This window comes from Arthrobacter sp. 2RAF6 (assembly GCF_052115205.1).
Classification (GTDB): domain Bacteria; phylum Actinomycetota; class Actinomycetes; order Actinomycetales; family Micrococcaceae; genus Arthrobacter.
Window position 1 is genome coordinate 53,343 of the sequence record NZ_JBFRGF010000005.1, and the last position, 23,830, is coordinate 77,172.

General features: G+C 62.3%; 20 protein-coding genes and 1 pseudogene. 8 read left to right on the forward strand and 13 right to left on the reverse strand.

Features of this window, described 5'->3' with window-relative positions; translation table 11 throughout:
* Window positions 1-2: 2 nt before the first annotated feature.
* Window positions 3-1,262: a substrate-binding domain-containing protein gene (locus tag AB4Z38_RS05360; protein WP_441428761.1), complete on the reverse strand. Its 1,260-nt coding sequence runs from the start codon at window positions 1,260-1,262 to the stop codon at window positions 3-5.
* A gap of 120 nt (window positions 1,263-1,382) precedes the next feature.
* On the opposite strand from AB4Z38_RS05360, the gene AB4Z38_RS05365 reads away from it, so the two are divergent.
* The 4 genes from AB4Z38_RS05365 to AB4Z38_RS05380 all read left to right on the forward strand — a co-directional run bounded on the left by AB4Z38_RS05365 (window position 1,383) and on the right by AB4Z38_RS05380 (window position 6,050).
* Entirely contained in the window at window positions 1,383-2,891 is a 1,509-nt protein-coding gene (locus tag AB4Z38_RS05365; protein WP_441428762.1) for a sugar ABC transporter ATP-binding protein, read from the forward strand.
* Window positions 2,888-3,844: an ABC transporter permease gene (locus tag AB4Z38_RS05370; protein WP_441428763.1), complete on the forward strand. Its 957-nt coding sequence runs from the start codon at window positions 2,888-2,890 to the stop codon at window positions 3,842-3,844. Before AB4Z38_RS05365 ends, AB4Z38_RS05370 begins: the two co-directional genes overlap by 4 nt.
* Complete coding sequence (locus AB4Z38_RS05375) at window positions 3,841-4,872, forward strand: ABC transporter permease (protein ID WP_441428764.1); 1,032 nt, start codon at window positions 3,841-3,843, stop codon at window positions 4,870-4,872. Before AB4Z38_RS05370 ends, AB4Z38_RS05375 begins: the two co-directional genes overlap by 4 nt.
* 119 nt (window positions 4,873-4,991) lie before the next feature.
* Complete coding sequence (locus tag AB4Z38_RS05380) at window positions 4,992-6,050, forward strand: oxidoreductase (RefSeq protein WP_441428765.1); 1,059 nt, start codon at window positions 4,992-4,994, stop codon at window positions 6,048-6,050.
* 373 nt (window positions 6,051-6,423) lie between these two features.
* Here the strand turns inward: AB4Z38_RS05380 and AB4Z38_RS05385 are convergent, their stop codons facing one another.
* From AB4Z38_RS05385 to AB4Z38_RS05400, 4 genes are all read right to left on the reverse strand, one after another.
* Window positions 6,424-6,837 carry a hotdog fold thioesterase gene (locus tag AB4Z38_RS05385; protein ID WP_441428766.1) on the reverse strand — a complete coding sequence of 138 codons (414 nt, stop codon included), beginning with the start codon at window positions 6,835-6,837 and terminating at the stop codon, window positions 6,424-6,426.
* Complete coding sequence (locus tag AB4Z38_RS05390; protein ID WP_441428767.1) at window positions 6,834-8,054, reverse strand: acetyl-CoA C-acyltransferase; 1,221 nt, start codon at window positions 8,052-8,054, stop codon at window positions 6,834-6,836. The genes AB4Z38_RS05385 and AB4Z38_RS05390 overlap by 4 nt, the downstream gene beginning before the upstream one ends.
* 376 nt (window positions 8,055-8,430) lie before the next feature.
* Window positions 8,431-8,961: a TetR/AcrR family transcriptional regulator gene (locus AB4Z38_RS05395; protein ID WP_441428768.1), complete on the reverse strand. Its 531-nt coding sequence runs from the start codon at window positions 8,959-8,961 to the stop codon at window positions 8,431-8,433.
* Window positions 8,962-10,158: 1,197 nt separating this feature from the next.
* Window positions 10,159-10,686 carry a MarR family winged helix-turn-helix transcriptional regulator gene (locus AB4Z38_RS05400; RefSeq protein WP_441428769.1) on the reverse strand — a complete coding sequence of 176 codons (528 nt, stop codon included), beginning with the start codon at window positions 10,684-10,686 and terminating at the stop codon, window positions 10,159-10,161.
* Window positions 10,687-10,861: 175 nt separating this feature from the next.
* Between AB4Z38_RS05400 and AB4Z38_RS05405 the strand changes: the two genes are divergently transcribed.
* A complete protein-coding gene (locus AB4Z38_RS05405) occupies window positions 10,862-11,236 on the forward strand; it encodes a DoxX family protein (protein WP_441428770.1) in 375 nt (124 codons plus the stop codon).
* A gap of 89 nt (window positions 11,237-11,325) precedes the next feature.
* Window positions 11,326-12,198, forward strand: a complete 873-nt coding sequence (locus tag AB4Z38_RS05410) for a DODA-type extradiol aromatic ring-opening family dioxygenase (RefSeq protein WP_441428771.1) — start codon at window positions 11,326-11,328, stop codon at window positions 12,196-12,198.
* A gap of 265 nt (window positions 12,199-12,463) precedes the next feature.
* Here AB4Z38_RS05410 and AB4Z38_RS05415 read toward each other — a convergent pair whose 3' ends face one another.
* Together AB4Z38_RS05415 and AB4Z38_RS05420 are read right to left on the reverse strand one after the other, a co-directional pair.
* Window positions 12,464-13,873, reverse strand: a complete 1,410-nt coding sequence (locus tag AB4Z38_RS05415) for an MFS transporter (protein WP_441428772.1) — start codon at window positions 13,871-13,873, stop codon at window positions 12,464-12,466.
* Between the two features lie 613 nt (window positions 13,874-14,486).
* Window positions 14,487-15,674: an oxidoreductase gene (locus AB4Z38_RS05420; protein ID WP_441428773.1), complete on the reverse strand. Its 1,188-nt coding sequence runs from the start codon at window positions 15,672-15,674 to the stop codon at window positions 14,487-14,489.
* Between the two features lie 701 nt (window positions 15,675-16,375).
* Between AB4Z38_RS05420 and AB4Z38_RS05425 the strand changes: the two are divergent.
* A pseudogene (locus tag AB4Z38_RS05425) lies at window positions 16,376-16,688 on the forward strand (transposase); the annotation flags it as partial.
* A gap of 2 nt (window positions 16,689-16,690) precedes the next feature.
* A complete protein-coding gene (locus tag AB4Z38_RS05430; RefSeq protein WP_441428774.1) occupies window positions 16,691-17,557 on the forward strand; it encodes a transposase in 867 nt (288 codons plus the stop codon).
* A gap of 196 nt (window positions 17,558-17,753) precedes the next feature.
* On the opposite strand, the gene AB4Z38_RS05435 is transcribed toward AB4Z38_RS05430, so the two are convergent.
* The 6 genes from AB4Z38_RS05435 to AB4Z38_RS05460 all read right to left on the reverse strand — a co-directional run bounded on the left by AB4Z38_RS05435 (window position 17,754) and on the right by AB4Z38_RS05460 (window position 23,827).
* On the reverse strand, window positions 17,754-18,695 hold the full coding sequence (locus AB4Z38_RS05435) for an SDR family oxidoreductase (protein WP_441428775.1): 942 nt from the start codon (window positions 18,693-18,695) through the stop codon (window positions 17,754-17,756).
* A gap of 72 nt (window positions 18,696-18,767) precedes the next feature.
* The gene (locus AB4Z38_RS05440; RefSeq protein ID WP_441428776.1) at window positions 18,768-19,973 is read right to left on the reverse strand and encodes a VOC family protein; all 1,206 of its coding nucleotides are present in this window, start codon (window positions 19,971-19,973) and stop codon (window positions 18,768-18,770) included.
* A 70-nt stretch (window positions 19,974-20,043) separates the two neighbouring features.
* Window positions 20,044-21,054: a fumarylacetoacetate hydrolase family protein gene (locus AB4Z38_RS05445; protein WP_441428777.1), complete on the reverse strand. Its 1,011-nt coding sequence runs from the start codon at window positions 21,052-21,054 to the stop codon at window positions 20,044-20,046.
* An 82-nt stretch (window positions 21,055-21,136) separates the two neighbouring features.
* Window positions 21,137-21,511, reverse strand: a complete 375-nt coding sequence (locus AB4Z38_RS05450) for a nuclear transport factor 2 family protein (RefSeq protein ID WP_441428778.1) — start codon at window positions 21,509-21,511, stop codon at window positions 21,137-21,139.
* 68 nt (window positions 21,512-21,579) lie between these two features.
* On the reverse strand, window positions 21,580-23,058 hold the full coding sequence (locus AB4Z38_RS05455; RefSeq protein WP_441428779.1) for an aldehyde dehydrogenase: 1,479 nt from the start codon (window positions 23,056-23,058) through the stop codon (window positions 21,580-21,582).
* Between the two features lie 262 nt (window positions 23,059-23,320).
* The gene (locus AB4Z38_RS05460) at window positions 23,321-23,827 is read right to left on the reverse strand and encodes a flavin reductase family protein (protein ID WP_441428780.1); all 507 of its coding nucleotides are present in this window, start codon (window positions 23,825-23,827) and stop codon (window positions 23,321-23,323) included.
* Between the last annotated feature and the right edge of the window lie 3 nt (window positions 23,828-23,830).

A 23,830-nucleotide genomic window follows, 5' to 3' on the forward strand; every position in this document is an offset into this window, starting at 1 on the left:
CCCTAGGCGCCCGGCTGTGCGAAGAACTTATTGAGGCGATCGGTGGGCAGGTAGTCCTCCGGGGCACCGGCCAGGTCGGTCAGGTCATTGTGGTCCCACGAGGGGTCCGCGAGCTTGGCGAGGTTCTCCCGGGAGACGATCACTGAGGGTTCAACGATTTGGTTGATCTTCGGACCTTGGCCTTTCAGGATGCGCAGCGCCACGTCCGCCACTGCCTGACCAGTACGCACGGACGGGGTCGTGGTGCCGAAGAACGGGTAGTCCGGCTTTGCCAGCGCCCAGGAGGAGAATCCGCGGCTCGATCCGTCGTCCGCGATCGGTGGCACCTCCATGCCCGATTCCTCAAAGGCGTTGCGGATGCCTACGCCCATCGTTCCGGCCTGAAGTACGGCGTCAACCCCGGCGGGGTGGGTCGCAAGGAACTTCTGGACCTCCGCCTGGGCCGTTGCCGGTTGGAAGAAGCCTGTGACCGACCCGGCTACCTTGATCTCCGGGCAGTTTTTTAGGACGGCATCGATGCCCAGGTTCGCGAAGGTCGAGGCCGGGATGCCCGGGATGCCGTCGACGCGCAGGACGTTGCCCTTGCCCCGGATTGACTTCAGCGTTCCGGCGGTGACCTGGGCGACGGCGAGCGGGGTATTCCTCGTGACGCTGACGGCGTACTCGGAATCGATCGGCACCTGAGCGGCAACCAGCGGGATGCCAGCGTCATGTGCGGCCTTGGCCAGCCCCACGGAAGGCTCCGGTGCGATGGGCGTGTAGATGATCACGTCCGGCTTGAGCGAGAGCGCCTCGTTGAACTGCTCGAGCTGCAGGGGCACATTCGTCGGGTCATCCGGGGCGAATTCGCCGACAATCTTGACACCATTGGCCTTCAGGCTCGTACGGATCGCCTCCGACATGGAGGCAATGAAGGGGCTGGCAGGTGGCATGCCCACGATCGCGGCCGTGAAACCGTCAGTCTTCTTCGACTTGTAGCCGGCCCATGCCGATTTCCGGATCTCGTAGGGATAGAGGTTGTAGCCTGCGGCGACCTCTTTGGGGAAACCGGCCAGCAGACCGTTCGGATCGTTCACCGTATCCGTCGGCAGTGACCCGCAGGTCCCGGCAGCAGCCGACGCCACCGGCCCGGGTGTGTTCCCTCCGGAGGAGCCCGGGGCTGCTGGTGCCGATGCCGAACAGCCCGTCAGAACGAGGGAGCTCGCCCCCAGGATCGCGGCGCCAATCGTTGCAAAACGGGGGAAAGAGGTCATCTTCGTCATGTGTTCTTCCTTGCCGAGTGAACGCTTCGTTGCGTATCGCAACAGAATAAGCCACATGCTGTACGATTCGTCTAGTTTCGAATATGATTCACATCACATTTACCGCCAAGGAGATCCGCCGTGAACAACCAACCATCCGGCCTGGTCCTCACCGGGGTGAGCAAGCGCTTCGGTGCCACCCGCGCCCTCATCGACGGCAACCTCCACCTCCGGCCGGGTGAAATCCACACGCTCCTGGGCGAAAACGGCTCCGGGAAGAGCACCCTCGTCAAGATCATGGGGGGCGTCCACCGTCCCGATTCCGGCACCGTCACATTGGACGGCGTCCCCGTAACCAACCGATCGCCCCGAGCTGCCATGGACCTGGGGATTGCGACGGTGTTCCAGGAAGTCCTCACCGCCGGGAGCCAATCGGTCCTCGAGAACGTCTGGCTGGGGTCCCACGGAGTGTTTCGTCGCCAGCGGGGCCGCGCGGAGCAGCGATCAATAGCCCATGACGTCCTGACACGGATCGCAGGCCAGATTCCGCTGGATCTTCCCGCGGGCAAGCTCTCGCTGTCCGAGCGGCAGTCCCTCTGCATTGCCCGCGCACTCGTGCGCAACCCCAAGGTGCTCATCCTCGACGAGTCGACGGCCTCCCTGGACGTCAGCTCCCGCGACCGGCTCTTCGTCGAGATGCGCCGGCGCGCGGCCGAAGGGACCGCCATCCTGTTCATCTCGCACCGCATGGACGAGGTCGCGGAGATCTCGGACCGGGTAACCGTCCTGCGGTCCGGGCGCAGCGTTTCCACCGTGGAGAGGTCGGATCTATCCATCAACCGCTTGATCGCGGACATGACCGGAACCTCCGGCCACGACGACACCCGGCGGCAACCGCATGTTCCCGGGGACGCCGTCCTTCAGGGAGCGGCCGTCCGCCTGGCACCGGCCTCGGCAGCCATCGACTTCGAGCTGCGCGCTGGCGAGATCGTAGGCCTCGCGGGGCTTGAAGGCCACGGCCAGGACCAGTTCATCAAGCGCCTGGCCGGTGTGGCCGGTGGGCCGGGCAGTGTTGCTCGCATCCTGCCCGAGGGCACCGCAGAGCTTACCGAGCGCAACGGGGATGTCCTGGGGGTCGCCTACCTGCCGCGCGAACGTCGCGGAGAATCGCTGTTCGAGTCCATGTCGATCCTCGAAAACTTCGCGCTCCCGACCCTGGCCAAGGACCGCCGCGGCGGGCTGCTGGACACCCGCAGCACTGCCCGCCGGTTCGAGGCCTTCGCCCGCTCCCTGTCCCTGCGCTTGGGCGCCACCCACGATGCCATCTCCACCCTGTCCGGCGGCAACCAGCAGAAGGTGCTGCTGGCCCGCTGGCTTGCAACCGACCCCAGGGTCCTGCTGCTCAATGACCCCACCCGAGGCGTTGACATCGGGACCAAGCGGGAGATCTACGCAATCCTGCACCGGCTCAGCGCCGACGGCATGAGCATCGTGGTCCTCTCCAGCGAGGTCGACGAGCTCGTGGACCTCGCGGACCGCGTCCTGGTCTTCCGCGATCAATCCGTGTTTGCCCAGATCCCCCACACACAGCTTTCCACCGAATCCATCGTCGCCGCATACTTCGGCCAGAAATCAGAGGTGCACACATGAACCGCGTCCTGTCCTTGTTCCAGCGCTGGCCCTTCGCCTTTGCCTTGCTGCTCGCACTGGTGCTGCTTGTGCTGAACCTTTTCGTTTCACCGTCCTTCCTCTCCCCCGCGCGTCTGCCCGGTACGCTGGCCACGCTGGCGCCGTTCGTGCTGGTGGGATTCGCCTCCACGCCGTCTATCCTCGCGGGTGGCATCGACGTTTCGGTCGGTCCCCTGGCCACGTTCATCAACTGCTTCTTCGTCGCCATCCTCATCCCCGCGGGGCTGGGCAACTGGCACCTCGCGGCACCCATCATCCTGGCCGTTGCCGCCGGGGTCGGAGCGTTGAACGGAATCCTGGTCGCCGTCCTGCGCCTGCACCCGGTGGTCGCAACCACCGGTATGCTGTTCCTCCTCGTAGGCCTGTCGCTGAGCATCGCCCAGAACCCGGTGGCCGCACCGAACAACTGGACGGAGATCTTTGCCGGAGGCATCGGCATCGTCCCGGGTGCCCTCCTGACGATCGGCGTCGCCGGGCTGATCTGGTTCGCGCTGCGCCGCACGGCCTTTGTCAGCAATCTCCTGGCTACCGGCGAAAGCGATGTCTCCGCCTACGGTTCCGGGGTGAACATCAAGGCAATCCGGATCCTGGCCTACACCCTTGGCGGCCTGTTCGCCGGCATCGCGGGAATCGCCCTGACGGCAATCGTGCAGTCATCGCAGTCTTCACTCGCCTCCACCTACGCCTTGCTGGGGCTCGCCGCCGCAGTCCTGGGCGGAACCAGCCTCGCCGGCGGCCGCGGTGGCCTGTTGGGCGCTCTCTTCGGAGCGGTCTCCATTTATCTCCTGCAGCAATTGCTCACCGCCTCGGGCGTGGCCCCCAGCCTCATCCAATTCGCCTACGGCGCCGTCCTCGTCGTCGGCGTCGTGCTGGGCGCGACACTACTGGCACCCCGTTTAAAGAGGAACGCATGATGACCAGTGACACCCTGTCCCCCGCAGAAACACCGCACGCCCCATCGGCCCGGGCGAACACCTGGACCAGGTTCAGGGCCTGGGTCTTCGAGGTACCAGCCTTGCAGGTCCTGGTCGTACTGGCCTTGACGGCCTTGCTGGTCATTACCATCCCTGCCATCTCAAACCCCAGGTCCGTCACCTCTATCCTGGTCATCACTTCCCTGTTGGCCCTGGCGTCCATGGGCCAGACGCTCGTGGTTATCCTGGGCGGACTGGACCTGGCTGCGCCAGGCTACATCCTCTTCGGCGCCTTCATGGCGGCGAACGTCGCAGGCAAGCTCGCGGTCCCGGCGGTTGTCGCTGTGCTGATCACGGTCCTGGTCTGCGGCGGCGTCGGTGCCCTGATCGGCTGGATCTGCCACCGCTTCGCGGTCCAGCCTCTGGTGGTCACGTTGGGCACCGGCGCCGCACTGACCGGCGCGACGCTCTTCCTCGCCGACGGCGGCTATTCCTCAGCCCCGCCGCAGGCGCTGCGTTCTTTGGCGAGCTTGCGGGGAACCACCTTCGGCATGCCGTTCCCGCCGATCATCCTGATCGTGCTCCTCTGCGGGGTGGGCATGTGGATTTTCCTCAACCGCACCGCGGCCGGACGTCGCTTCCATGCTACGGGAGTCAATTTCCGGGCCGCCCGGCTAACAAGGATTCGCACCTCGGGCGTGTGGACCCTGGTCTTTGCCGCCTCAGGCGCCCTGGCCGGGATCGCCGGCGTCTTCATTGCCTCCTACGGCTCAGGATGGTCGCAAACCATCGGGGAGCCATATCTGTTCTCGGGCCTCGCCGCCGTCCTCGTTGGAGGCACCATCTTCGGCTCGATCCGCGGCAGCTACACCCGGACGCTGCTCGGCGCGCTCACCCTCACCCTTTTGTCCACGATCATCGTGAGCAACGGACTCTCCGAGGCGCAGAGCCGCATCATCTTCGGGATCATCATTCTTGCCGTGGTTTCGCTCTACGGCAGGGAACGTCACGTCCGCGACCGGTTCTGAGTGCTAAGTCCGCCCCCGATACAAAACGACCCGAACGCAATCACGGATGAATCATTTCATCCTGGTTTCATTGAAAATCCAAGGAGAACAAATCCCCCGAGACTGCTACCGTCGCCGAGGTGCTTTCCAGACCCTGGAAAATCGACGGCCTGACCATCAAGAACCGCTATGTCCTCAGCCCGATGGCAGGGCTCCAGCCCACGAAGGACGGCCACCCCAGCGACCAGACAATCGCGTTCCTCACCACTCGGGCCCGCGGCGGCGCAGGGCTGCTGATCATCGGTGGCGGCGTGGCCGCAGAGCGTGGGAACCAGGAAGCACCATTCCAGCCCCTGATGCGCTTCGACCGCGACGAATTCCGTCCGGGCCTGCGGCGCATGGTCGATGCCGTGCACGAGCACGAAGTATTCGCCCAGATCTTCCCCAGTTTCGGCGCCATGGGTGTGCCGGGCGAGGGCCGGCCCACAAGGGCTGCGAGCCCGAAGCCCGTTCGCATGGCCGCACCGCGCCTGCCGCACGGTTTCTACATTCCCGGCGGCAGAACGAACCCGACGCCGGAGGAGATCACCAAGGAGGAAATCCTTGAGGCCCAGGAGCAAACCGTCGCCGCGGTGCGGCGTGCCAAGGCGGCCGGCTTCGACGGCGTCGAGCTGGGCGCACACATGCCCTACCTCTATTCCTCCTTCCTCTCACCGCGCACCAACTGGAGGACTGATGAATACGGCGGCAGCGCCGAGAACCGCGCCCGCATCCTCGTCGACTCGATTCGGGCGATTCGCGCCGAGGTCGGAACCGACTATCCGGTGGGCCTGAGGATGAGCAACAACAACCACCTTCCCGATGGCCAGGGGCCCGAAGGGTTCGCGGAGGTCGCCGCGATCATTGCGAAGGAAGAGCTTGGATATATCGCCCTGAGCGATGCGAACTACGAGTCGATGGACAACAACGTCACCTCCAAATCGGGCGCAATCCTGGAGCACGGAGAGCCACAGGCATTCCGCGCCGCCCTGCCCGAGGTTCCGTTGCTTCTCAGCAGCACCTATGACCCGCAACAGTGTGCAGACGCCATCACCGCCGGGTTCGCCGACGGAATCATGCTGGCCCGGCAGATGCTGGCCGATCCGGAATTCCCCTACAAGGTCCTCCAGGGACGACAGGATGAGATTGTGTGGTGGTGACCACGACAACTCATGCCTGCGCCGCCTGATCTTCAACGTGCCGGTGCGGTGCCACAAGAACCCGACCATGGGACGCGAAGCGGTTCTCGCGGGGGCCAAGGAACCTGTCTCGATAAAGCTGCAGCGTCCGGTCCAGGGCCCGCTGATTGCCGCGACCGGCTCCCCGGTCCTCATGGGCATCGCCGACAAGCTGGCGACCGCCGGGAGCGGCGAAGGCCTCCAAGAGCTGACAGCTCCGCTTCGCCGGGCCCCACCCGCAATCGGGGGTCCGGTGCGGCAATCTTTGGTACAGACACGTGTGTGCCCGGACCCCAAGTCGGAGTCCGGGCACACACGCATGTCTGGCCGCTTCCTATCGGCAGCCCTGACAGCCTCAGTCCGTAGGGCGCAGTGCCCTGCCCGTTCCGCGGTAGATGGCGACGGTCCGCTCCCCCGCCCGCACCACCACATCCACAATCATCCGGCGGCCCTCATGAAAAGCCACTTCGGCAGAGGCGACCAGTTCGTCGGCGATGTGAGCCGGGGAAATGTAGGATATGGAAGCCTCGGCGGTCGCGATTCCGGCGCCGAACGTGTTCGCGGCCATGGCGAACGCGGTGTCTGCCAACGCGAAGACCAATCCACCGTGGGCAATCCCGTGCCCGTTGGCCATCTCGGGAGTGACCGTCAGGACCGCCGTCGCACGCCCCTCGCTGGCATGCAACACGTGTATCCCGAGGCCTTCCAGGCTTCGGTCGGCGGCGAGCATCGAGCGGGCGGGCTCGGCAATGAGCGCTGGCTGGTTCACGACAGCCTCTCCACTATCATGGCCATGCCTTGGCCGCCGCCCACGCAGAGCGTGGCCAGGCCGAGCGACCCATCCTTGGTTTGCAGTCCATTAATGAGGGTTCCGACCAGCCGCGCGCCGGTCGCACCGAACGGGTGGCCCAGGGCGATCGCCCCGCCAAACGGGTTGACCCGCTCCGGATCTGCACCCAGCTTCTGCACCACGGGTACCACCTGGGCGGCGAAGGCCTCGTTCAGCTCAATAATGTCAATGTCCCCGATCGACAGTCCGAGGCGTTCAAGCAGGCGGCGGGACGAGTCCACCGGACCCAGTCCCATGATTTCCGGCGAGAGGCCGCTTGCAGTGCTGCCCAGGATGCGGGCCAGCGGCTTCAACCCGAGTTCGCCCGCGCGCCGGGCGCTCATCACCACCAAGGCCGAGGCTCCGTCGTTAAGGGGGCTGGCGTTTCCTGCGGTGACTGTTCCGGACTCGTGGAAGACCGGCTTGAGGCCGGAGAGTGCCTCCAGGGTAGTACCCGGGCGCGGGCCGTCGTCCGTGCTCACCACGGTGCCGGCAGTCGTGGTCACCGGGACGATCTCGCGGGCGAAGTATCCGGACTCGATCGCCCGCTCCGCCCTGAGCTGCGATTCCAAGGCCCATTCGTCCTGGTCGCGGCGTGTGGTGCCGGTTTGGCGGGCCACGAACTCGGCGGTCTTGCCCATGGAGAGGTACACATCAGGCAGCCGACCGTGATCCCGGGGGTCGACCCACGGCTGGCCGGATTCGAAGATGCCATCGGCACGCCGTGCTGAGTCCGCGAAGGCCGGGTGGGGTAATTCAACCACGGGCGGCATGGAGCTGGTGGATTCTACGCCCGCGACCAGGAACGCGTCCCCGTCGCCCGCCCGCACCGCCTGGGCCGCCATCGCGGTGGCCTGCAACGACGAGGCGCAGAAGCGGTTAACCGAGACCGCGGGGACGTTATCCATTCCCGCAAGCACCATGACTCTCCGTCCGATATTGTCGCCCTGCGCGCCCTGCGGGACCGCGCAACCCACATAGGCATCCGCAAACTCGGCGGAGTCCAGTTGCGGCACCGCCGCGAGCGCGCCCCGGATGGCTGCCAGCGCGAGGTCTTCGGGTCGCTCACCGGCCAGCGACCCCTTGCGGGCGCGTCCGATCGGTGTCCTGCGGTAGGCGACGACAACCGCGTCATTTGGCGCAATGGCGGTGTTCACGATGATGTTTCCTTTCCTTGTGGCCCGCCTGCACGACCGGCCGCCCGCAAGGGCCAGGAAGGACGGTACGGACCGGGACGTTGTCCACGTTCCCGACGGGCACGGACCATGGTCTTGCATCCACTTCGTCCAAATATATACGATCCGTATCGTATTGTACAAGCGTCGAGTGGTACCGAGAACCGGCCGACGCTCGCCGGTAACGCGGGATCAAAGTGGAGTGGGAAGACGGAAAGTGTGCAACACGTCGCGAAGATATTGGATGCCAGGCACAAGGAGTCTTCGCGGGCCCAAAAGGTTGCCTGGTCAGTTTCTTAGGCCACTGAGCTCATCGGGGCCCATGGGCCCGGATAGAACCAAGGAATTCTCGAGGCCGCTACCCTGCGGCAAGCCCCTCAAGAGCCGTCTGCAGGATGGAGTCCGTGGCCTTGGCGTCAAGGGGGCCCGATTGAAACAGCAGGCGGAAGTACACGGGGGCATACAGCAGCTCCGTAACGACCTGGGCGTCGAGATCCTTGCGCATCGACCCCTCGCTTATGGCTCGCTCAACCAGTGACGTAACGACCAGCGCGCGCGGGGTCCAGAAATGCTGCTTGAATTCAGCCATCGTTGCCTCGTCCTGCTGGCACTCCCCGATGAGTTGCGCCACTAGCCGACCCTCATTGCCTGCGTAGACCTCCGCAAGGGATGCCATGTGCTCACGAAGCGCATCGATCGCGGGCACATCCTCGCGCACTGGGGTTCGCGCGACGTGATTGTCCAGGAATGTGTCGATAACCACGGCAACCTTGCTCGACCACCACCTATAGATAGTGGTCTTGCTGACGCCGGCCTCGCGGGCAATGCGCTCAATGGAGAGCTTTTGAACCGTAAATCCGGTGGGCCCCGAATCTTCGAGCAACTTCATGGTTGCTTCCAAAACGGCCCGACGACTTTCTTGACTTCTGACTGCCATAGGTCAACCATACGGGCAACGCCATGCAATACGAAACGTACACGATTATTTCTGCGCGATTCAGCATTCCCGACATCGCCTAGGCGCCTGAGGATTTTTGCATCGAAGTGTGAGGCGCCTTACAATCAGTACGAAACGGATCGAATCTTTTAGGAATCTGCTGTGACTGCATCCTTTACCCCGGAAGGCGTGGAATTCCGCATCTGCTTGCCTGCGCCGCAGATCCATCTTGGCACCGCATCAGAGGTGGACCGATGACTTCCATACTGGACACCCGGTCGGCTCCCCCGGCCGAGCGCCAGGACTACTGGTCGGAAGGGATCGCGGAACGCTTACTGTCAGTAACGACGTGGGAACTGACAGATCTGATCAGACCGGACAACAGAGGCAGTTTGCACTCTCGATAGTCCGGCCGTGTCATCTTGATTTGATCCACCGCGGTTGCGCGCTAAAGGCCTTCCTACTTCAAGCCACTCCGCAGCAACTGACGCGGCGGCGCGGACTGACTCAGAGTCAATGACGTCCCTGCGGACGCCGACAGCCCGTACAAGAGCGCGGCGAGCAAGAAAGGACCATATCGTGGCCAGGATCCTGTACACAGGTGGCGGCAGTCGGATGGGCCGCGTCATGCGCGAACACCTTGGAGGCCGCTACGAAGGAGTTGTCCTCCACTCACGCCGGCCCCACGACTTCGACCTACTCTTCGGAGAAAGCGTAGAGATCGGCGATCTGGACGATCTCGACTCTCTCACACGGGCAGCAAAGGGTGTGGAGATAATGCGATGCCTCAAACGTTACGCAGCCCGGGAAGTTTATCGCCAGATCACTAACCCTCAGCCAGCCCCTAACAATGCTGATCTGCGCCAGAGGCGCACTGCCTTAGGTTGCACCATCACGACCGCTGCCCGCGAACTTGACCAGTGGCCCTCCAAGATTTCCCTCCTGTAACGGGGCCTGATCCGAAACGATCGCCTCGCGATGACCTACCGCCGGTGGCTGACCCAGCAATGTCCCAGCACGACGGAGTCCGCTCCCATGACCGCACTGTGATGTTCCTGCGCGCATAGGTCGTCCTGCTCCGGCGGGAGGGCCAGACTATTGTGAGGGCATCCAACAGCTCGGAGCCGACTGCACCAGCAGCCGGAGTTGCTAGCGGAAGCATCGGTCTTCCGGGTCGATGGTGTTCATGATGCGGCGGCTGATCTCGTAGAGGCGCTTTTGTTGGGCCTTGGTAAGGGGGTCAAAAACGATCCGGCGGACTTCTTCGACGTGCCCGGGTGCTGTTTGAACGACTTTGTTCCAGCCCTGTTCAGTGAGAGTGGCAAGGGTGGAACGCCCGTCGGCGGGGTCAGCGGCGCGGGTGATCCAGCCGCGCTTTTCCAGCCTGCCAACGACCTGGGACAGGCGGGGCAGGCCTGATTCGGCCATGGCCGCGAGGCTGCTCATCCGGAACGTGCGCTCCGGCGCCTCGGACAGGGCAGACATGACGGTGTATTCGAAGTGACTAAGGCCCGCGTCGCGCTGCAGCTGGTTATCAAGGGCAACAGGCATGCGGAACAGCACACTGGCGAAGGCCAGCCATGTCGCCCGCTCTTCCTCACTCAGCCACCGGGCCTCGTCCTGGGGCGACTGTCCCCCGTTGGCGGCAGTTACTTCGTCACTGACTATGGTCTCCATGGCCACTAGCATACCAGCCCCATGAGTTCACATTTGAAGTAAAAACTGTAAAAAATTGCTTGCATCTTGAAGTTAATTGATCTACTGTTTAGTTCAAGGTTGAAGCGAGTCCCGGAAGTCGGGCCCGCCGTAGACCAGACAACCGCACCCGAACTCAGAAAAAGGAAAAACCGCCATGAGCATCACCCTTTGGATCATCGCCTCCGTCCTCGGCCTGGCCTTCCTCGCCGCCGGGGCCATGAAGCTGGCCCAACCGCAGGAAAAGCTTGCTGCCTCCGGCATGGGGTGGACCGAAGACTTCGCACCCGGCGCGATCAAGGCCATTGGCTTGGCCGAAGTCCTCGGCGCCCTTGGGCTGATCCTTCCCGCAGTCACCGGGATCGCGACCTTCCTGGTCCCCGTGGCCGCCACCGGCCTGGCCATCGTGATGGTCGGCGCGATCATGACCCACCTCAAGCGGGGCGAAAAGCAGATGGCAGTAATCAACGTCGTTCTCGCCGCCCTGGCCCTGATCGTGGCCGTCGGACGCTATGGCACCTGGGCCTTCTAAGCCCCACCAGCAGTAACCGAACAACCGCCCACTCACCAGCACTACCGGCCATTCCCGGCAGCGGAACCTTGAAAGGGAGACCCCCCGTCATGACCAGCACCACCGACCCCTTCAACCCAGCCCGCCCTGCCGGGGCTTATGACGATCTCTACGCCCGTGTCCTGCCCCAGGCCAAGGCCCAAACGGCATGGCAGCCCGAGGACGGCCCGCTGCCATCTCTGTTCGTCAGCCACGGCGCGCCGCCCACCCTGGACGACCCGGAATGGCTCAACGACCTGTTCACTTGGTCCCAGACCATGCCCAAACCCCGGGCCATCGTGGTGGTCTCCGCGCACTGGGAAAACGCACCACTGGCAATCACCGGCATCACCGCCGGCACACCCCTGTACTATGACTTCGGCGGGTTCCACCCCCACTACTACACCCTCAAGTACGCAACCCCTGACGCGACCGCCCTGGCCAACCGGATCGCCGGAACCCTGTCCGATACGACGACCATCCACCACTACGCCAACCGGGGCCTGGACCACGGCGCGTTTATCCCGCTGATGGCCATGTACCCGGCAGCGGACGTCCCGGTCGTGCAGCTAAGCATGCCCAGCCTGGATCCTGAAACGCTGTTGAAGCTCGGCCAGCGCCTCAAGCAGCTCCGTGAAGAAGGCGTGCTGATCATCGGATCCGGGTTCATGACCCACAGCTTCGCCGCCTACCGCCAACCCCAACTCGTTGGCCACACCAAAGCCTTCGATGAATGGGCCCTAAACGCCGTGAATACTGGTGACATCGACGCGCTCACCGACTACCAAACCAGAGGCCCCGGCTCGGCCGTCGCCCACCCCACCGCGGACCACTTCGTCCCGCTGCTGCTGACCCTGGGTGCAGCCAACGATCCCACCACGGCCGTCACCGCCATCGACCGGATGCGGTTCGGTAACTCCATCCGCTCCCTCCAAATCGCCTAACCAGAACCCCACCATCCCTCCACCACGAGGGACGGGACCGGGAAGACCTGCGACGGGTACCAACACCCACAACCCAAGCTCCTAGTTCAGCCATGAGCAGCGGAGACAGGCTCGCATACCAAATTCCGGAGCGGGTCCGATGGAAGGCGCCCGTGGTTGCGGCCAGAATTCTCCGAAGTTACGTATGCTATCGGCACCAGCCGTGGCTGGCCACTATCAGACTCCCTGTTATTCTCGGATCGACTTACCGCATGGCAGTCGAGTTTCAGGCCTTTTCGCGGTTGGGTGCCGCTACGAAAAAGCTAACGAGGAAGGCGGCCGCTGTGATGCCGACTGAAACCCACAAGGCCGGGGAATAGCCGAGGGAAGCCGCTTGGGCTGTCAAGGGCTGCACGAGGACGACCCCGAGACCGGCGCCGGTGCCCAAACTGGCACCGGTAAGGCCGGGCAGGGCAGCGGGGGCATCCTTGGGGGAAAGCACGACGGAAAGTCCGTTAATACTGGTAAAGAGAAAGCCGGTATAGGAAATACCGAGGGCAGCCACGGCGAGTACGACCACAAGGAGATTGTCGGAGAAGGCGGCTGCCACGATGCCAGAGGCCAGGCTGAAGCCGCCCCCTAGCCGCAAGGTCAAGAGCCATCCGCGGCGGTCGGCGATCCAACCAGCCAGTGGGGCAGTGCAGACACCCAGCAAAGCGGGCGGGGCCAGGAACAACAATGCTGAAAGGGAGGGGCTTAGCCCGAAGCCATTCTGGACGTCCTGGCTGAGAACCACCACGGTGAAGTTAAGCATGGCGAACATGCCAGCGAGGGCCAGCATACTGGTGGCAATAACAGGCCAGAATTGACGAGAACGCAGGTAGCGAATGGCGATGAGTGGGTGGCTGCGCCTCCTTTCGATAGCCCAGAAGACGGCGAACGACACTACTGTCCCGGCGAGAAGAGCCAGTGCGATCGGAGCGGTCCGACCGGCGGAGGAACCTTCAGAGACGAAATAGGTCAGGAATATCAGGAACACGGACAGTGAGCCGGCGCCCCACCAGTCCATGCTGCCCCGCACGCCTTGAGGTCGGCCCTTCGGGACTACTTTGACAATGCACACGGCGGCAATTACTGCCACGGCCAGCACTACAACAAAAATGGATCTGAAGCCCAGCCTTTCGGTCATGAGACCGCCGATGAAGCCGTCAAGGCCGCCGACGCCACCGCTGATGGCGGCGACAACGCCCAGCGATACCCCAAAGACCCGGGCGTGCAGGTTTTCGTTGAGGACGATGTAGGCAAGAGTGAACATGGCGCCGCCTGCTCCCTGCAGGATTCTCCCCACGATGAGGAGTGGCAGCGTCGGAGTCAGGATGCAAAGAACAGTGCCTGCGACCACGATCGTGAGGGCTATGAGCATGGCAGCGCGGCGGCCAATGAAGTCACTCCAACGTCCGATGACGGGTACAGCGATGGCGGCGGCGAGGAAAAACATTGATTGAAGGGGGGCTGCACCGGCGGGGCCCTCACCGAAGGCGGCAGCCATCTGAGGAAGCGCCGGGGTGACCATGCTGGCGGTGAGCTGGAAGGTCACCGTGGCGACGATCAGCGTAGAGATTAGTCCCGCTGCGCGCCAGCCGTCGAGCTTCGGTTGCTCTTGAATTGTCGTAGGGCTTGTGGTCGATATTTTCACATTAGGATCCTTTGTTTCTGCCGATAATCCGGCCCTGGGCACGAGATGCTGCATATGTTCAATTCCGGCCCTGACCTAAGAGCGAACACCTTGGCTTGGACCAAGTCCGCCCGCAGGATTCCCTGGTCCTGAAGATCGTCAGACCCACGCCCGGCAGAACGCCGTTCCACGGACCTGGCCTCCGCCCAAACTGGCTGGTGCTCGGCGTCGCTGCTCCGCGACCGGGAGCTTGTGATCAGGGGTGACAAACCAATTTGCTGATGCCGATGAGCCAGGAAATTGTGGACCGCAAACTGGCCAGCGAACAGACGAAACTGATCCGGCGGCGGTCGCATACAAAGAAAGGAATCCTGCTCAGATTCCAGGACCGGCCGGACCAGTGACAGGTGGGACGATATCGTTCCCGGGTCTATAGAGGTCGTTCTGGACATCCACGAAGAAGATAACAGCTTCGGAAGTTCAGTTATCGGTGACCGACATCTCCATCGGATGGCCGTAAGCCGCTCGGCGGAACAATGCAGCCAAATGAGGGTTCGAGGCTGTCGATCACAGGAACGGGCGTTCTCCGGCCGCCATAAGCCGTGACGATTCTCGCCGTCACGGCGGCGTTCTGCTAGCCGGTCTTTCTCGACTGGTCCACAAGCTGACCTTCGTGCACGTAGGATTCGTAAGCTTCGCTAAGATCGATGTACTTACGAAAGTTTCGAAGGTCGGACAACTGGTTTTTACGAACGCGATCGACGAAGTCATTGTTCGCGATCTGCGCCCTGCCTACCCCGATCAAGTCAAAGTCACCGGCGTTCAGTCCTGCACGAACGCGACTAAGGTCCTGTTCGACCTGAAGTTCCGGTTCTTGATCGTCAAAGATGTCCTGGGCCAGGTCAGTACTCAGGCCGACACTGCCGATGGCGATGACAGGCAGATCAGTCATCGTCTTCACCCACGACGCCAAGCTACGCTGGGGGTCCAATTCTGGCCATGCAGGTGCATCAAAACGGCGTGTGGATACGTGGAACAGGTTCACGCCAGCGCGCTCAAGACGCTGGATGAGTGGTCGAAGGTCATCTGGATGATCCGCAATCCTGGCCCCATAGTCCACTTCCTTCCACTGTGAGAACCGGAAGGAAATAATGAAGTCTGGTCCCGTTGCCTCACGGATCGCAGACACGATCTCCTCAGGGAAGCGGGCTCGCTCTCCCAGGGTCTTCCCGCCATATTCATCATCGCGCTGATTCGTTTCGTGCCAAAGAAAGAGGTCCAAGAGGTAGCCGTGCGCGCCATGGACTTCAATCCCGTCCGCACCCACCTCCTGGGCGATGATGGCGCTCCGAACGTACGCTGCCTTGGTGTCCGCCAGATCCTGCCTGGTCATGCCCAAGCCGTTTGTGCGGCCCTCCTGGACTAGGCCCGACGGGCTTAGCGACGGATAGTTTGGAAATGGGTTCGGGATTCCGTCAGCGACTAGGCGCAACGCACCCGGATGCCACAGTTGCATGAGGAAAACGGCGCCAGTCTGCGTTACGGCCTTAGCGACGCGCCGCCAACCCTCCACGGTCTCGTTGCCGATGATGCCGAACACCGGCTGCCAGTACGCAGCAGGATGATCTGGTGCGGCCCCTTCGGCAATTATTAATCCCGCGCCATCCTCAGCACAGTTTTTCAGGGTATCAGCCATGCCAGACGTCGGCGCATAATCGCGCGTTTTCCGTTGCATCGCCGGCAATACGAAACGATTCCGGATCGTTTTCCCGTTTATGTGCAACGGCGAGAATAGGGGATCTAAATCAAGCTTTCCAGGCATTAATTGCACCTCTTCATTGAGTATGATCTGAATGCCTCAGACTTTACTCGTGGCACGAACAGCCCACAATTAGGCACTTTTTTGTTCCCATTGAAATCCTCAAGCGCTGGAAGAAGTTCTGGCTACACGCCAGCAACGGCTGCTAGGAACCACAATTACGGGGAGTTCATGGACTTGCAGCGATCGTTTGGGCGGGGGATGTCGTGCATCGTGATGTATTCTCCTCGCGCTTCTCAATGGCGGTGGTTGATCGTTCGCGGGGACCTTGGACAGCGGGTTCCCCTTGCGATGAGGGTTCAGCGAAGGTAGAAATCAGCATTACCAGAATAGGCAAGCGAATTGCCGAATAGTATTTGCGAGGTTTTTCGGTGATGAGGCTTTTGGTCCGTTTCTGGCCTGATAGTTTCGTTTCGTGCGTACAGAAGAGATAGGGCTGCGGGTCGAGTTGGAAGACTACGTGAGGTTTCCGCGTGTTGGGTCATAAGGACGAGCGGGCGAAGGGCCCGCGGTATCTACAGGGGCTGATGGGACGGGTGGCGTAAGTCGATGAAGCCGGTGGCCGAGCGCGCGGCTGTGGATCCCCAGGCCTTGGGCCTTGCCGGTCAGGGCTTGGGATCTAGCGCCGCCAGCCGCCACGCGTCAGTGACGAGCGCGCCGAAACAAGCCTGTCCTGGCATCCTGGTCGTCCCATCGGGTAGAAGGTGGAACCGGCCGAGGATTCGGACGGGACCCAACGGTCGGTGGCCTATCGCCGGCAAGGTCCCCCCGGACCGGATGATCTCCACCGTGGACCCGGATACCCGTCACGCGCATAAGACCCAGTCCCGGCAGCAGGACGGATTCAAGGCCCATATGGTCATCGAGCCCGATACCGGGCTGATCACCGCCGCTGAGCTGACCAAGGCCTCCGGACCGGAGAACAGTGACGCGGCCGTCGGTGCCCTGCTGATCTTCATGGATTCCACGATCGCGGGCACCAGCTTGGACGTCCTGGCAGATTCGGCCTACGGTTCACCGTGACCTGTCCGCACAACATCACCCGCGCCATCACCGCCAAACGACGGGTCACGTTCGGCGCCGCCTTCACGGGCTGTCCTTTCCGGGACCGGTGCACCACCTCCCCGCGGGGACGCAAGCTCGTTCTCCACGAGCACGACGCGTTGCAGCGTGAACACCGTCAACGCGCCGCGGATCCGGCGTTCCAGGACGCTTACCGCACGCACCGGCCCATGGTTGAGCGGTCCGTCGCCTGGCAACCGCCGCGTTCCCCACCGCGGTATCACACGGAACAACGCCTGGCTGCGCCGGCGGATGGCGGGACGAAACCTGCGCAGACTCCTCAACCTGGGGCTCCGCGAGAGCAACGGAAGCTGGATCCTGGCCTGAAGGACCGGCTACCACCCACGATGCCAGCATTCCTCATGGAGCCCCTCACCAGCACCAATCCGGACGTCCGCTGCCCCGCTCAGAAAGCCGCAGCACCCCGTACAACGAAAGGCACTCGCACCCGCCCAGCCAAGGAACCGGACAGCGACGCCAGAGACGCGCTAATTCACCAGTCTCCTAGCCCTCGGGCCCGTAGAGACGGGCAGAAGTCATACGGTAGGTGTTCTCCCCCGTCAGCTCCTGTGGTTCATCAGGGCCGCGAGCAGGATCCAGACGATGCGCGCTGGCGCTGTAGGTTTCATGTGGCCAGTGTGGCGGGAGTGACTCAAGGCGCGGCGAGTTCACGCGCAGTTTTGAGCCAGTTTTTGCTGAAGCTCTTGCCCGAAGGGCAATGTGTGGTTTTCGGCCGCCACGTACATACTGCGCGCGTGGATGCCCTCGGCTGCCAACCAAAGATGACGAGTCCGGCATCGCGTCGTCAACGATTCCGGTCCTGACCACTCGGTTCCCGCAGCGGATTTGGACCAAAACTCCAATCAAACGGTCCCACTTTGGGCAGTGCTGCAACGCCATCGACTCCTTCCGTGACTTTTCCCTGATGGCCCACGAATATTTAGTGGGGAATAGAGAAGGCTTCGCTCCAAGACCTGGAGCGAAGCCTTCTTCTCGCTATATGGATGCAGAAATGGGCTGCTACGAGACCTCTAGGGGTATCTGGTCATAGGGCACCGACTTGACGCTTTCCATCACTGACCGGAGCCGTTCGGGATCGCGTCCCGTGATCATCTTTACGTGCCCTGAAAGAACCGTCTGGTATCCCTCAGCGATTGCGACTTCGGCCGTGACCAGTTCGTCGCTGGCCCACATGTGCCCGTCCGCGCTGGGCGGCATGCTGGGGTCGTAGGTTCGTGGGATGCCAATGGAGTCAAAAAACGCGAGACGCTCGTCAGCCGAGATCGGCATGTATTTGATGGGAGCTCCGTGCACCTCAGAACCCATGTGCGCGATTTCGTTGAAGGTCAACAGCTCGGGTCCGGTGATCTCATACACCGCTCCAACGTGCTTGTCAGCTTCAAGCAATACAGTGGCTGCGCTTCGGGCCACGTCGGCTTTAGCAGCCGGCGCCAGACGCCCGTCGCCGCTTGCCTGAGCCATTACTCCGCTTGCTGTGGCAGGTGCAACGAGGATGTTGCTGATGATTTCCGAGTAGAGCGCATTGCGCAGGAACGTGTAATCGAGGCCTGAACCTCTCAGGTCGAGTTCGCTCTGGTAGTGGTCCTTCGCCGAAAGAGCAGGGTTGTTAGGCTGTACGCCCCCGACTGATGTGTACACGATATGGCGGACGCCGGCATGTTTGGCCGCGGCGATGGCGTTTCGAGTCTCTGAGACACGACGTCCGAGATTGAGTCCGCTGATGAGGAAGAGTACATCCCCGCCACTGTAGGCAGCATTGAGGGATTCGGGTTCCTGGTAGTCGCCGCGCATGACACGGATTCCCGGGGCGTTGTGTTTATAGAGCTTTTCGGGGGTACGCGATACGAGGGTTAGTTCGGTAAGTGGGTCAGCTGCCAGGAGCAGTTCCGTGACCCTGCGTCCGAGATCCCCCGATGCCCCACTGATGATGATACGGCCCAATTCAGGGCCTCCTTTCTAGTGTTTTTTCCTGGCGACTCTGCCAGAAACTGTCGTGAAGAAGTTTGCTCGGTGTCAGCCGAGTGGTCCCCAGAATGTTTCTCCTCCATATGTGTCGGAGAGGGGGGTCAGTGTTTGGGGCCAGACGTCGGGGTCCACTGCCCGCCGCTGGGCGGCTGGCCTCGTGGATCCATCCCAGCCCACCTGCTCCATGTAGTAGTACAACTGCATGACGTGCCCGTCAGGGTCAACGGCGTGGATGACGTAATCCACGCCGGGGTGGATCTCCTGCGGGAGGTCCAGGAGCTTCACCCCGCGCTCTTCGAGGAAGCTCCGGGCTGCTCGTAGTTGTTCGTACGAGCCGAGTTGGATGCCGAAGGAAAGCAAGGTGGTGTGTTCGCTGACTCCCAGGACCTTGCGGAGTTCCATCGGGAAGAGGCCAAGGCTGTGGTGTTCCGTGTTTGCCCTGAGGAATACGGCGCGGTGACCGTCGACCATGGTTTCCTCGCTCTTCACGAGGCCGAGCCGCTCGGTGTAGAACTGCTCTGCGGCGGCGACATCCTCGACGAAGATGCTCACCGGTCCGATGCGCACGGGCTTGAACGGGCGGGACAGGAGCACGCCCCCGACGTCGAACGTCTTTGGCAGCTCGTCTACCCAGCGGTATCCGGTAGCGAGGTCTACTCCGTCAGCCTCAGCGGCGGCGAGTTCGCTTCCCTCCGAGCTAGTGGGCAGCGAGGGGTGCTCATTTGCCCAGGGCCACAAGACCTCGGGCTTGCTGAGACCGTCCCAGCCAATTTGCTCGATGCCGTATTCCAGTTCGTTGGTGTGCCCTGTGGGATCTGGAAAGTACGTGTGCCAGTTGGATCCGGGGTCACGTCCATATCGTTCAATTTTGTTACCCTTGGACTCCAGCCATAGCCGGGCCTCGATCACTTCACGCAGGCTGCCGACCTGCCAGGTGATCTGGTTGATCGTGAGATCGCCACGGGCCGGCGAGTCCATGTGCTCAACCCATGAACGGGGCATCAGGACAAAGGTGTGGTGATCGCTGTTATGGCGGAGGAAATAGATGTGCGCGTCGGCCAGGCCGTCGAGCCACACGCCAGGGTCGTACTTATGAAGGTCTAGCGCGTCCGCCACCTGGAACCCGAGGAGGTCCCGGTAGTAGGCCAGCGAGGCGCCGGTATCCTCCACGCTGATGCCGAAATGATTGAGCCGGCGGATCTTGAAGGGGCGGTCGTAGAGAACACCGCCCACATTATGCTGCTGCTGGGTCATGATTTTCTTCCTGTCTGCTTGGTTTCCGAGCTGACATATCGGGCTCGTAGCTGCTGCCTGGTCCGAAGTCTCAGTTGCTCGCCTTGACGACTTCGTTCCGGAGTGTGCCGATGAGGCTCGAGGAGACTTCGACCACATCGCCTGGCTTGGCGAAAAGCGTGTCCGGATGGGATCCGTCCGGCTGTTGCTGGCTGGAATCAATGGCGGTTCCCTTTGGTGTTCCGCTGCTGATCAGATCGCCGGGGTACAGGGTCGTGTCCGCCGACAAATGGTGAATGAAAGCGGAGAAGTCATGCACCATCGATTTAGTGTTGCCGCTCTGACGGACCTCGCCGTTCACGCGGCACTCGATGGGGATGTCTTGGGGGTCGAGCCCCTCGTTTACCACGATCCAGGGACCGATGGTGGCTGAGGTGTCGAAGTTCTTCGAGTGCATGAAGTCCGGACCAAAGGACACGTTGTCCCTGACGGACCAATCATTGTGCAGGGTGTACCCCCAGATGTATGGGAGCGCGTCCTCCCTGCCAATATCGCGTCCGCGTTTGCCGATCACGATGGCGACTTCGGCCTCGTAGTCCAGGCGTTGGGTTCGGGCAGGGTAGCGTACTGGTTGTCCGTCAGCGGATACCGCCCGGTGATCTTTCAGGAAGTATTTCGGGCCACCCTGGACCAGCCGGTCAAGGACACTGGCAGTGTCTTCGCGTGAACTATTCTTGCTGGCGGCTTCCATGTGATCGAAGAAGTTTGCCAGCGCGCAGAAGATGCGCGATCCTCCGGCCACCGGAGCGTGAAGCTCCGTCTCGCCTAGCCCGAAGAAGAGTTGCTCGCCGAGGATCCCGCGATCGTCCTGCGCCTTGGTCCAGAGATAGTCGACGGCGGCCTGGGCTCCTTGGAGGGACCGTTTTCCCTCTGCGATGAAAGCACCAAGCTCCGACGGAACGTCAGCGTCGGCTTGTGCTTGAGGTCGGGCTACCTCCGTCGTTTCCGCCAGGTATTTAGCGTAGGCGCCGTTGGCATCGACTACCTTGTCGTTCCGTATGACGCCGACCCGGCGATTGGGGCCGAAAATTGCCACCTTCATGTGTTCTCCTTATCAATTGTTGAAACTGTTTGCTGTGCCCGGCAAACCTGATCATGGCCGTCAGGAGATGGTTGCCAGCCAATTACGGGCCGGGATCTACTCCCACCTTGTTGAACAGACCGGCATCAGTGGGGGTGAGGCTGTAGATGGCGAGGTTTTGGATCTTCCCATCCTTGATGGTGAAGAAGTCACCCAGTTTGAGGGATACCCCGTTTGCGTCCAGGTCTATTTCCACGGCCACATGATCTCCGTCCACCACCGGCGGGCGGGGACTCGGTTTCATCGCACCTGGCGCCAGCCCCTTTTCGTACATCCGCCTGATCGCATCGGCACCGTTGAGCGTGCCTGCTGCGTTGGTCAGCTGCGCATCTGGTGCGAACAGCGCTGCCACTGCGTCGGCGTCGCCGGCTTTCACTCCTGCGAAGTATGCAGCGACAATCTGGGCTGAATTATTCATGCAGTCCGAACTCCTTCTGGCGCAACCCGTACACGGTTGCATGTCATTGATTCCTACTGGTCTTCTGTTCAGGCCGAAAGGTATTTGGCCGAGCCATAGATCGATTTGTATTCGAGGTACGCGTTGATTCCTTCCGGGCCCAGCTCCCTGCCGACGCCGGAGTCCTTGAACCCGCCGAATGGTGCACCCAGGTCGAGTGTGTAGTAGTTGAGTCCGATCGTTCCGGTACGTACGCGTCGTGCAATCGACAGCGCCCTGTCTTCGTCGGCGCTCCACACCGATCCCCCAAGCCCATAATTGCTGTCGTTGGCCATCCGTACCGCGTCCTCGTCGTCGTCGAACGGGATGAGCGCCATGACAGGGCCGAAGACTTCCTCGCGGGCAAGACGATCGCTGTTGTCAACATCAGCGAAGACAGTGGGCTGGACGAACCACCCCTGGTCAAGGCCGGCCGGGCGACTGCCACCGGTAATCAGTCGGGCGTTGGACGTTTTGGCCATCTCGATATAGCCCAGAACCCGTTCAAGGTGCGTTCTGGTGGCCATGGGGCCCATCGTGACTGATGGATCGAGGGGGTTCCCGAGCTTGTACGAGTCCGCAAAGCCCCCGATCGCGTCCACGACTTCCGCGTACCGGGAGCGCGCGATCAGAATGCGCGATTGTGTCGTGCAGGTCTGGCTGTTGTTCAGGAAGGAGGCGTTGTCCAGTCCGGCCAGCAGCGTATCGACGTTCCCGTCCTCGAGGAAGACCGCCGCGGACTTCCCGCCCAGCTCAAGGGTGCAACGGCGGATCAGACGCCCGCACTCAGCGCCGATAATCCGGCCTGCTTCGGTGGATCCGGTGAACGCGATCTTATCCACCAGCGGGTGCGAAACGAGCGCCGCGCCTGCATCACGATCCCCCAGGACAATGTTCAGCACACCGTCCGGCAGGCCGGCGGCCCGGGCCGCATCGGAAAAGACATAGGAGTCCAGCGCGGTCTCGGGCGACGGCTTAAGCACAACAGTGCAGCCGGCCGCGAGGGCGGGTGCGATTTTGAACATAGCCAGCGCCTGTGGGAAGTTCCACGGTGCGATGGCACCGACGACACCGACCGGCTCACGACGAACAATCGTTGAGCCCGCCTGGCTCGGGCGCACCTCCTCAAGCGCGAGGTTCTCAACAACATCCGCGTAAATTCTCAGCAGCGCGGCCGGGGCTCCACCGTTCAGCATCTGCGACAGCCCAATCGGCATGCCGTTTTCACGGCTGACGAGCTCGGACGTGGCGCTGGAGCGCAGGTCCAGTTCATCTGCGAACCTGCGCAACACACCCGCACGCTCAGCCGCAGTGGTTCGGCCCCACGGACCTTCGTCGAGGGCACGTCGCGCCGCCCGCACAGCCGCATCGATGTCCGCTTCCGAGCCTAAGGCAGCTACTCCGATGACTTCGCCGGTGGCGGCCTCAACCTGGTCTTGGGTACGGTCACTGCTGGGTTCGACCCACGCTCCGTCGATATAGAAGCGCTTGCGGTCAAGGTCATTCGGTCGCTCAACGATGAGTGACATGTGTTCTCCTAGCTCAATACGGATGTAGGGACGAAGGTTCAATCAGAACGGCGCTCGGCGCAGCCGTGGGGCGTTCGATCGATGGAGCAGCCGTCTAGCAACTGCTGAAGTGTGGTGGTGGAAAGACTCGTTCGCTTGGCTGCCTTCACCAAGCGGGTCAGATGGCGCTACCAGCTTGGCCGCCCCTGCGCACATTCAACAAGGACAGGAATATTTGGTCATCCATACTCCAGGTGTATAAGGGTCCACCCGGTCCATGTCACTAGACGCTCAGGTTGAGGAAGTTGCCGCGGAGGAAGATCAGGGGTGGATCTGTGGCGCGGAGTTCGAGGGATTCGACGCGTCCGACGACTTGATAGTGGTCGCCGATGAGGTCGATTTTGAAGCGTGTGCATTCGAGGGTGACGATGGCGTCATCGAGCAGTGGTACGCCGCGGTCCGACGGGGTCCAGTTGACTTCGTTGAAGCGGTCCTGAGCGCGGCGGGAGAATGCTTTGCAGAGTGCGCTCTGGTCCTGGCCGAGGATGTTGACGCCGAAGTAGTTGGCTTCGTAGAGGCGGGGCCAGGTCTTGGATGCTTTATCGACGAAGAATGCGATCAGCGGTGGTTCCAGTGAGACTGAGGTGAAAGAGCCGACGGTCATCCCGACGGGCCCGGACCTGGTGCCGGCGGTGACTACCGCGACGCTGGTGGGGACGTGCCCGAGGACCCGCCGGTAGGTCAGTGCCGGGTCCTCGGCGGGTGCTGCGGGGATGGTTGTTGTGGACATGGT

Coding starts and splice junctions, on each gene's coding strand:
- AB4Z38_RS05360 (WP_441428761.1), bottom strand. CDS start 1,262: ATGACGAAGATGACCTCTTTCCCCCGTTTTGCAACGATTGGCGCCGCG.
- AB4Z38_RS05370 (WP_441428763.1), top strand. CDS start 2,888: ATGAACCGCGTCCTGTCCTTGTTCCAGCGCTGGCCCTTCGCCTTTGCC.
- AB4Z38_RS05375 (WP_441428764.1), top strand. CDS start 3,841: ATGATGACCAGTGACACCCTGTCCCCCGCAGAAACACCGCACGCCCCA.
- AB4Z38_RS05395 (WP_441428768.1), bottom strand. CDS start 8,961: ATGAAGTTGCTCGAAGATTCGGGGCCCACCGGATTTACGGTTCAAAAG.
- AB4Z38_RS05400 (WP_441428769.1), bottom strand. CDS start 10,686: ATGGAGACCATAGTCAGTGACGAAGTAACTGCCGCCAACGGGGGACAG.
- AB4Z38_RS05405 (WP_441428770.1), top strand. CDS start 10,862: ATGAGCATCACCCTTTGGATCATCGCCTCCGTCCTCGGCCTGGCCTTC.
- AB4Z38_RS05410 (WP_441428771.1), top strand. CDS start 11,326: ATGACCAGCACCACCGACCCCTTCAACCCAGCCCGCCCTGCCGGGGCT.
- AB4Z38_RS05420 (WP_441428773.1), bottom strand. CDS start 15,674: ATGCCTGGAAAGCTTGATTTAGATCCCCTATTCTCGCCGTTGCACATA.
- AB4Z38_RS05440 (WP_441428776.1), bottom strand. CDS start 19,973: ATGACCCAGCAGCAGCATAATGTGGGCGGTGTTCTCTACGACCGCCCC.
- AB4Z38_RS05445 (WP_441428777.1), bottom strand. CDS start 21,054: ATGAAGGTGGCAATTTTCGGCCCCAATCGCCGGGTCGGCGTCATACGG.
- AB4Z38_RS05450 (WP_441428778.1), bottom strand. CDS start 21,511: ATGAATAATTCAGCCCAGATTGTCGCTGCATACTTCGCAGGAGTGAAA.
- AB4Z38_RS05455 (WP_441428779.1), bottom strand. CDS start 23,058: ATGTCACTCATCGTTGAGCGACCGAATGACCTTGACCGCAAGCGCTTC.
- AB4Z38_RS05460 (WP_441428780.1), bottom strand. CDS start 23,827: ATGTCCACAACAACCATCCCCGCAGCACCCGCCGAGGACCCGGCACTG.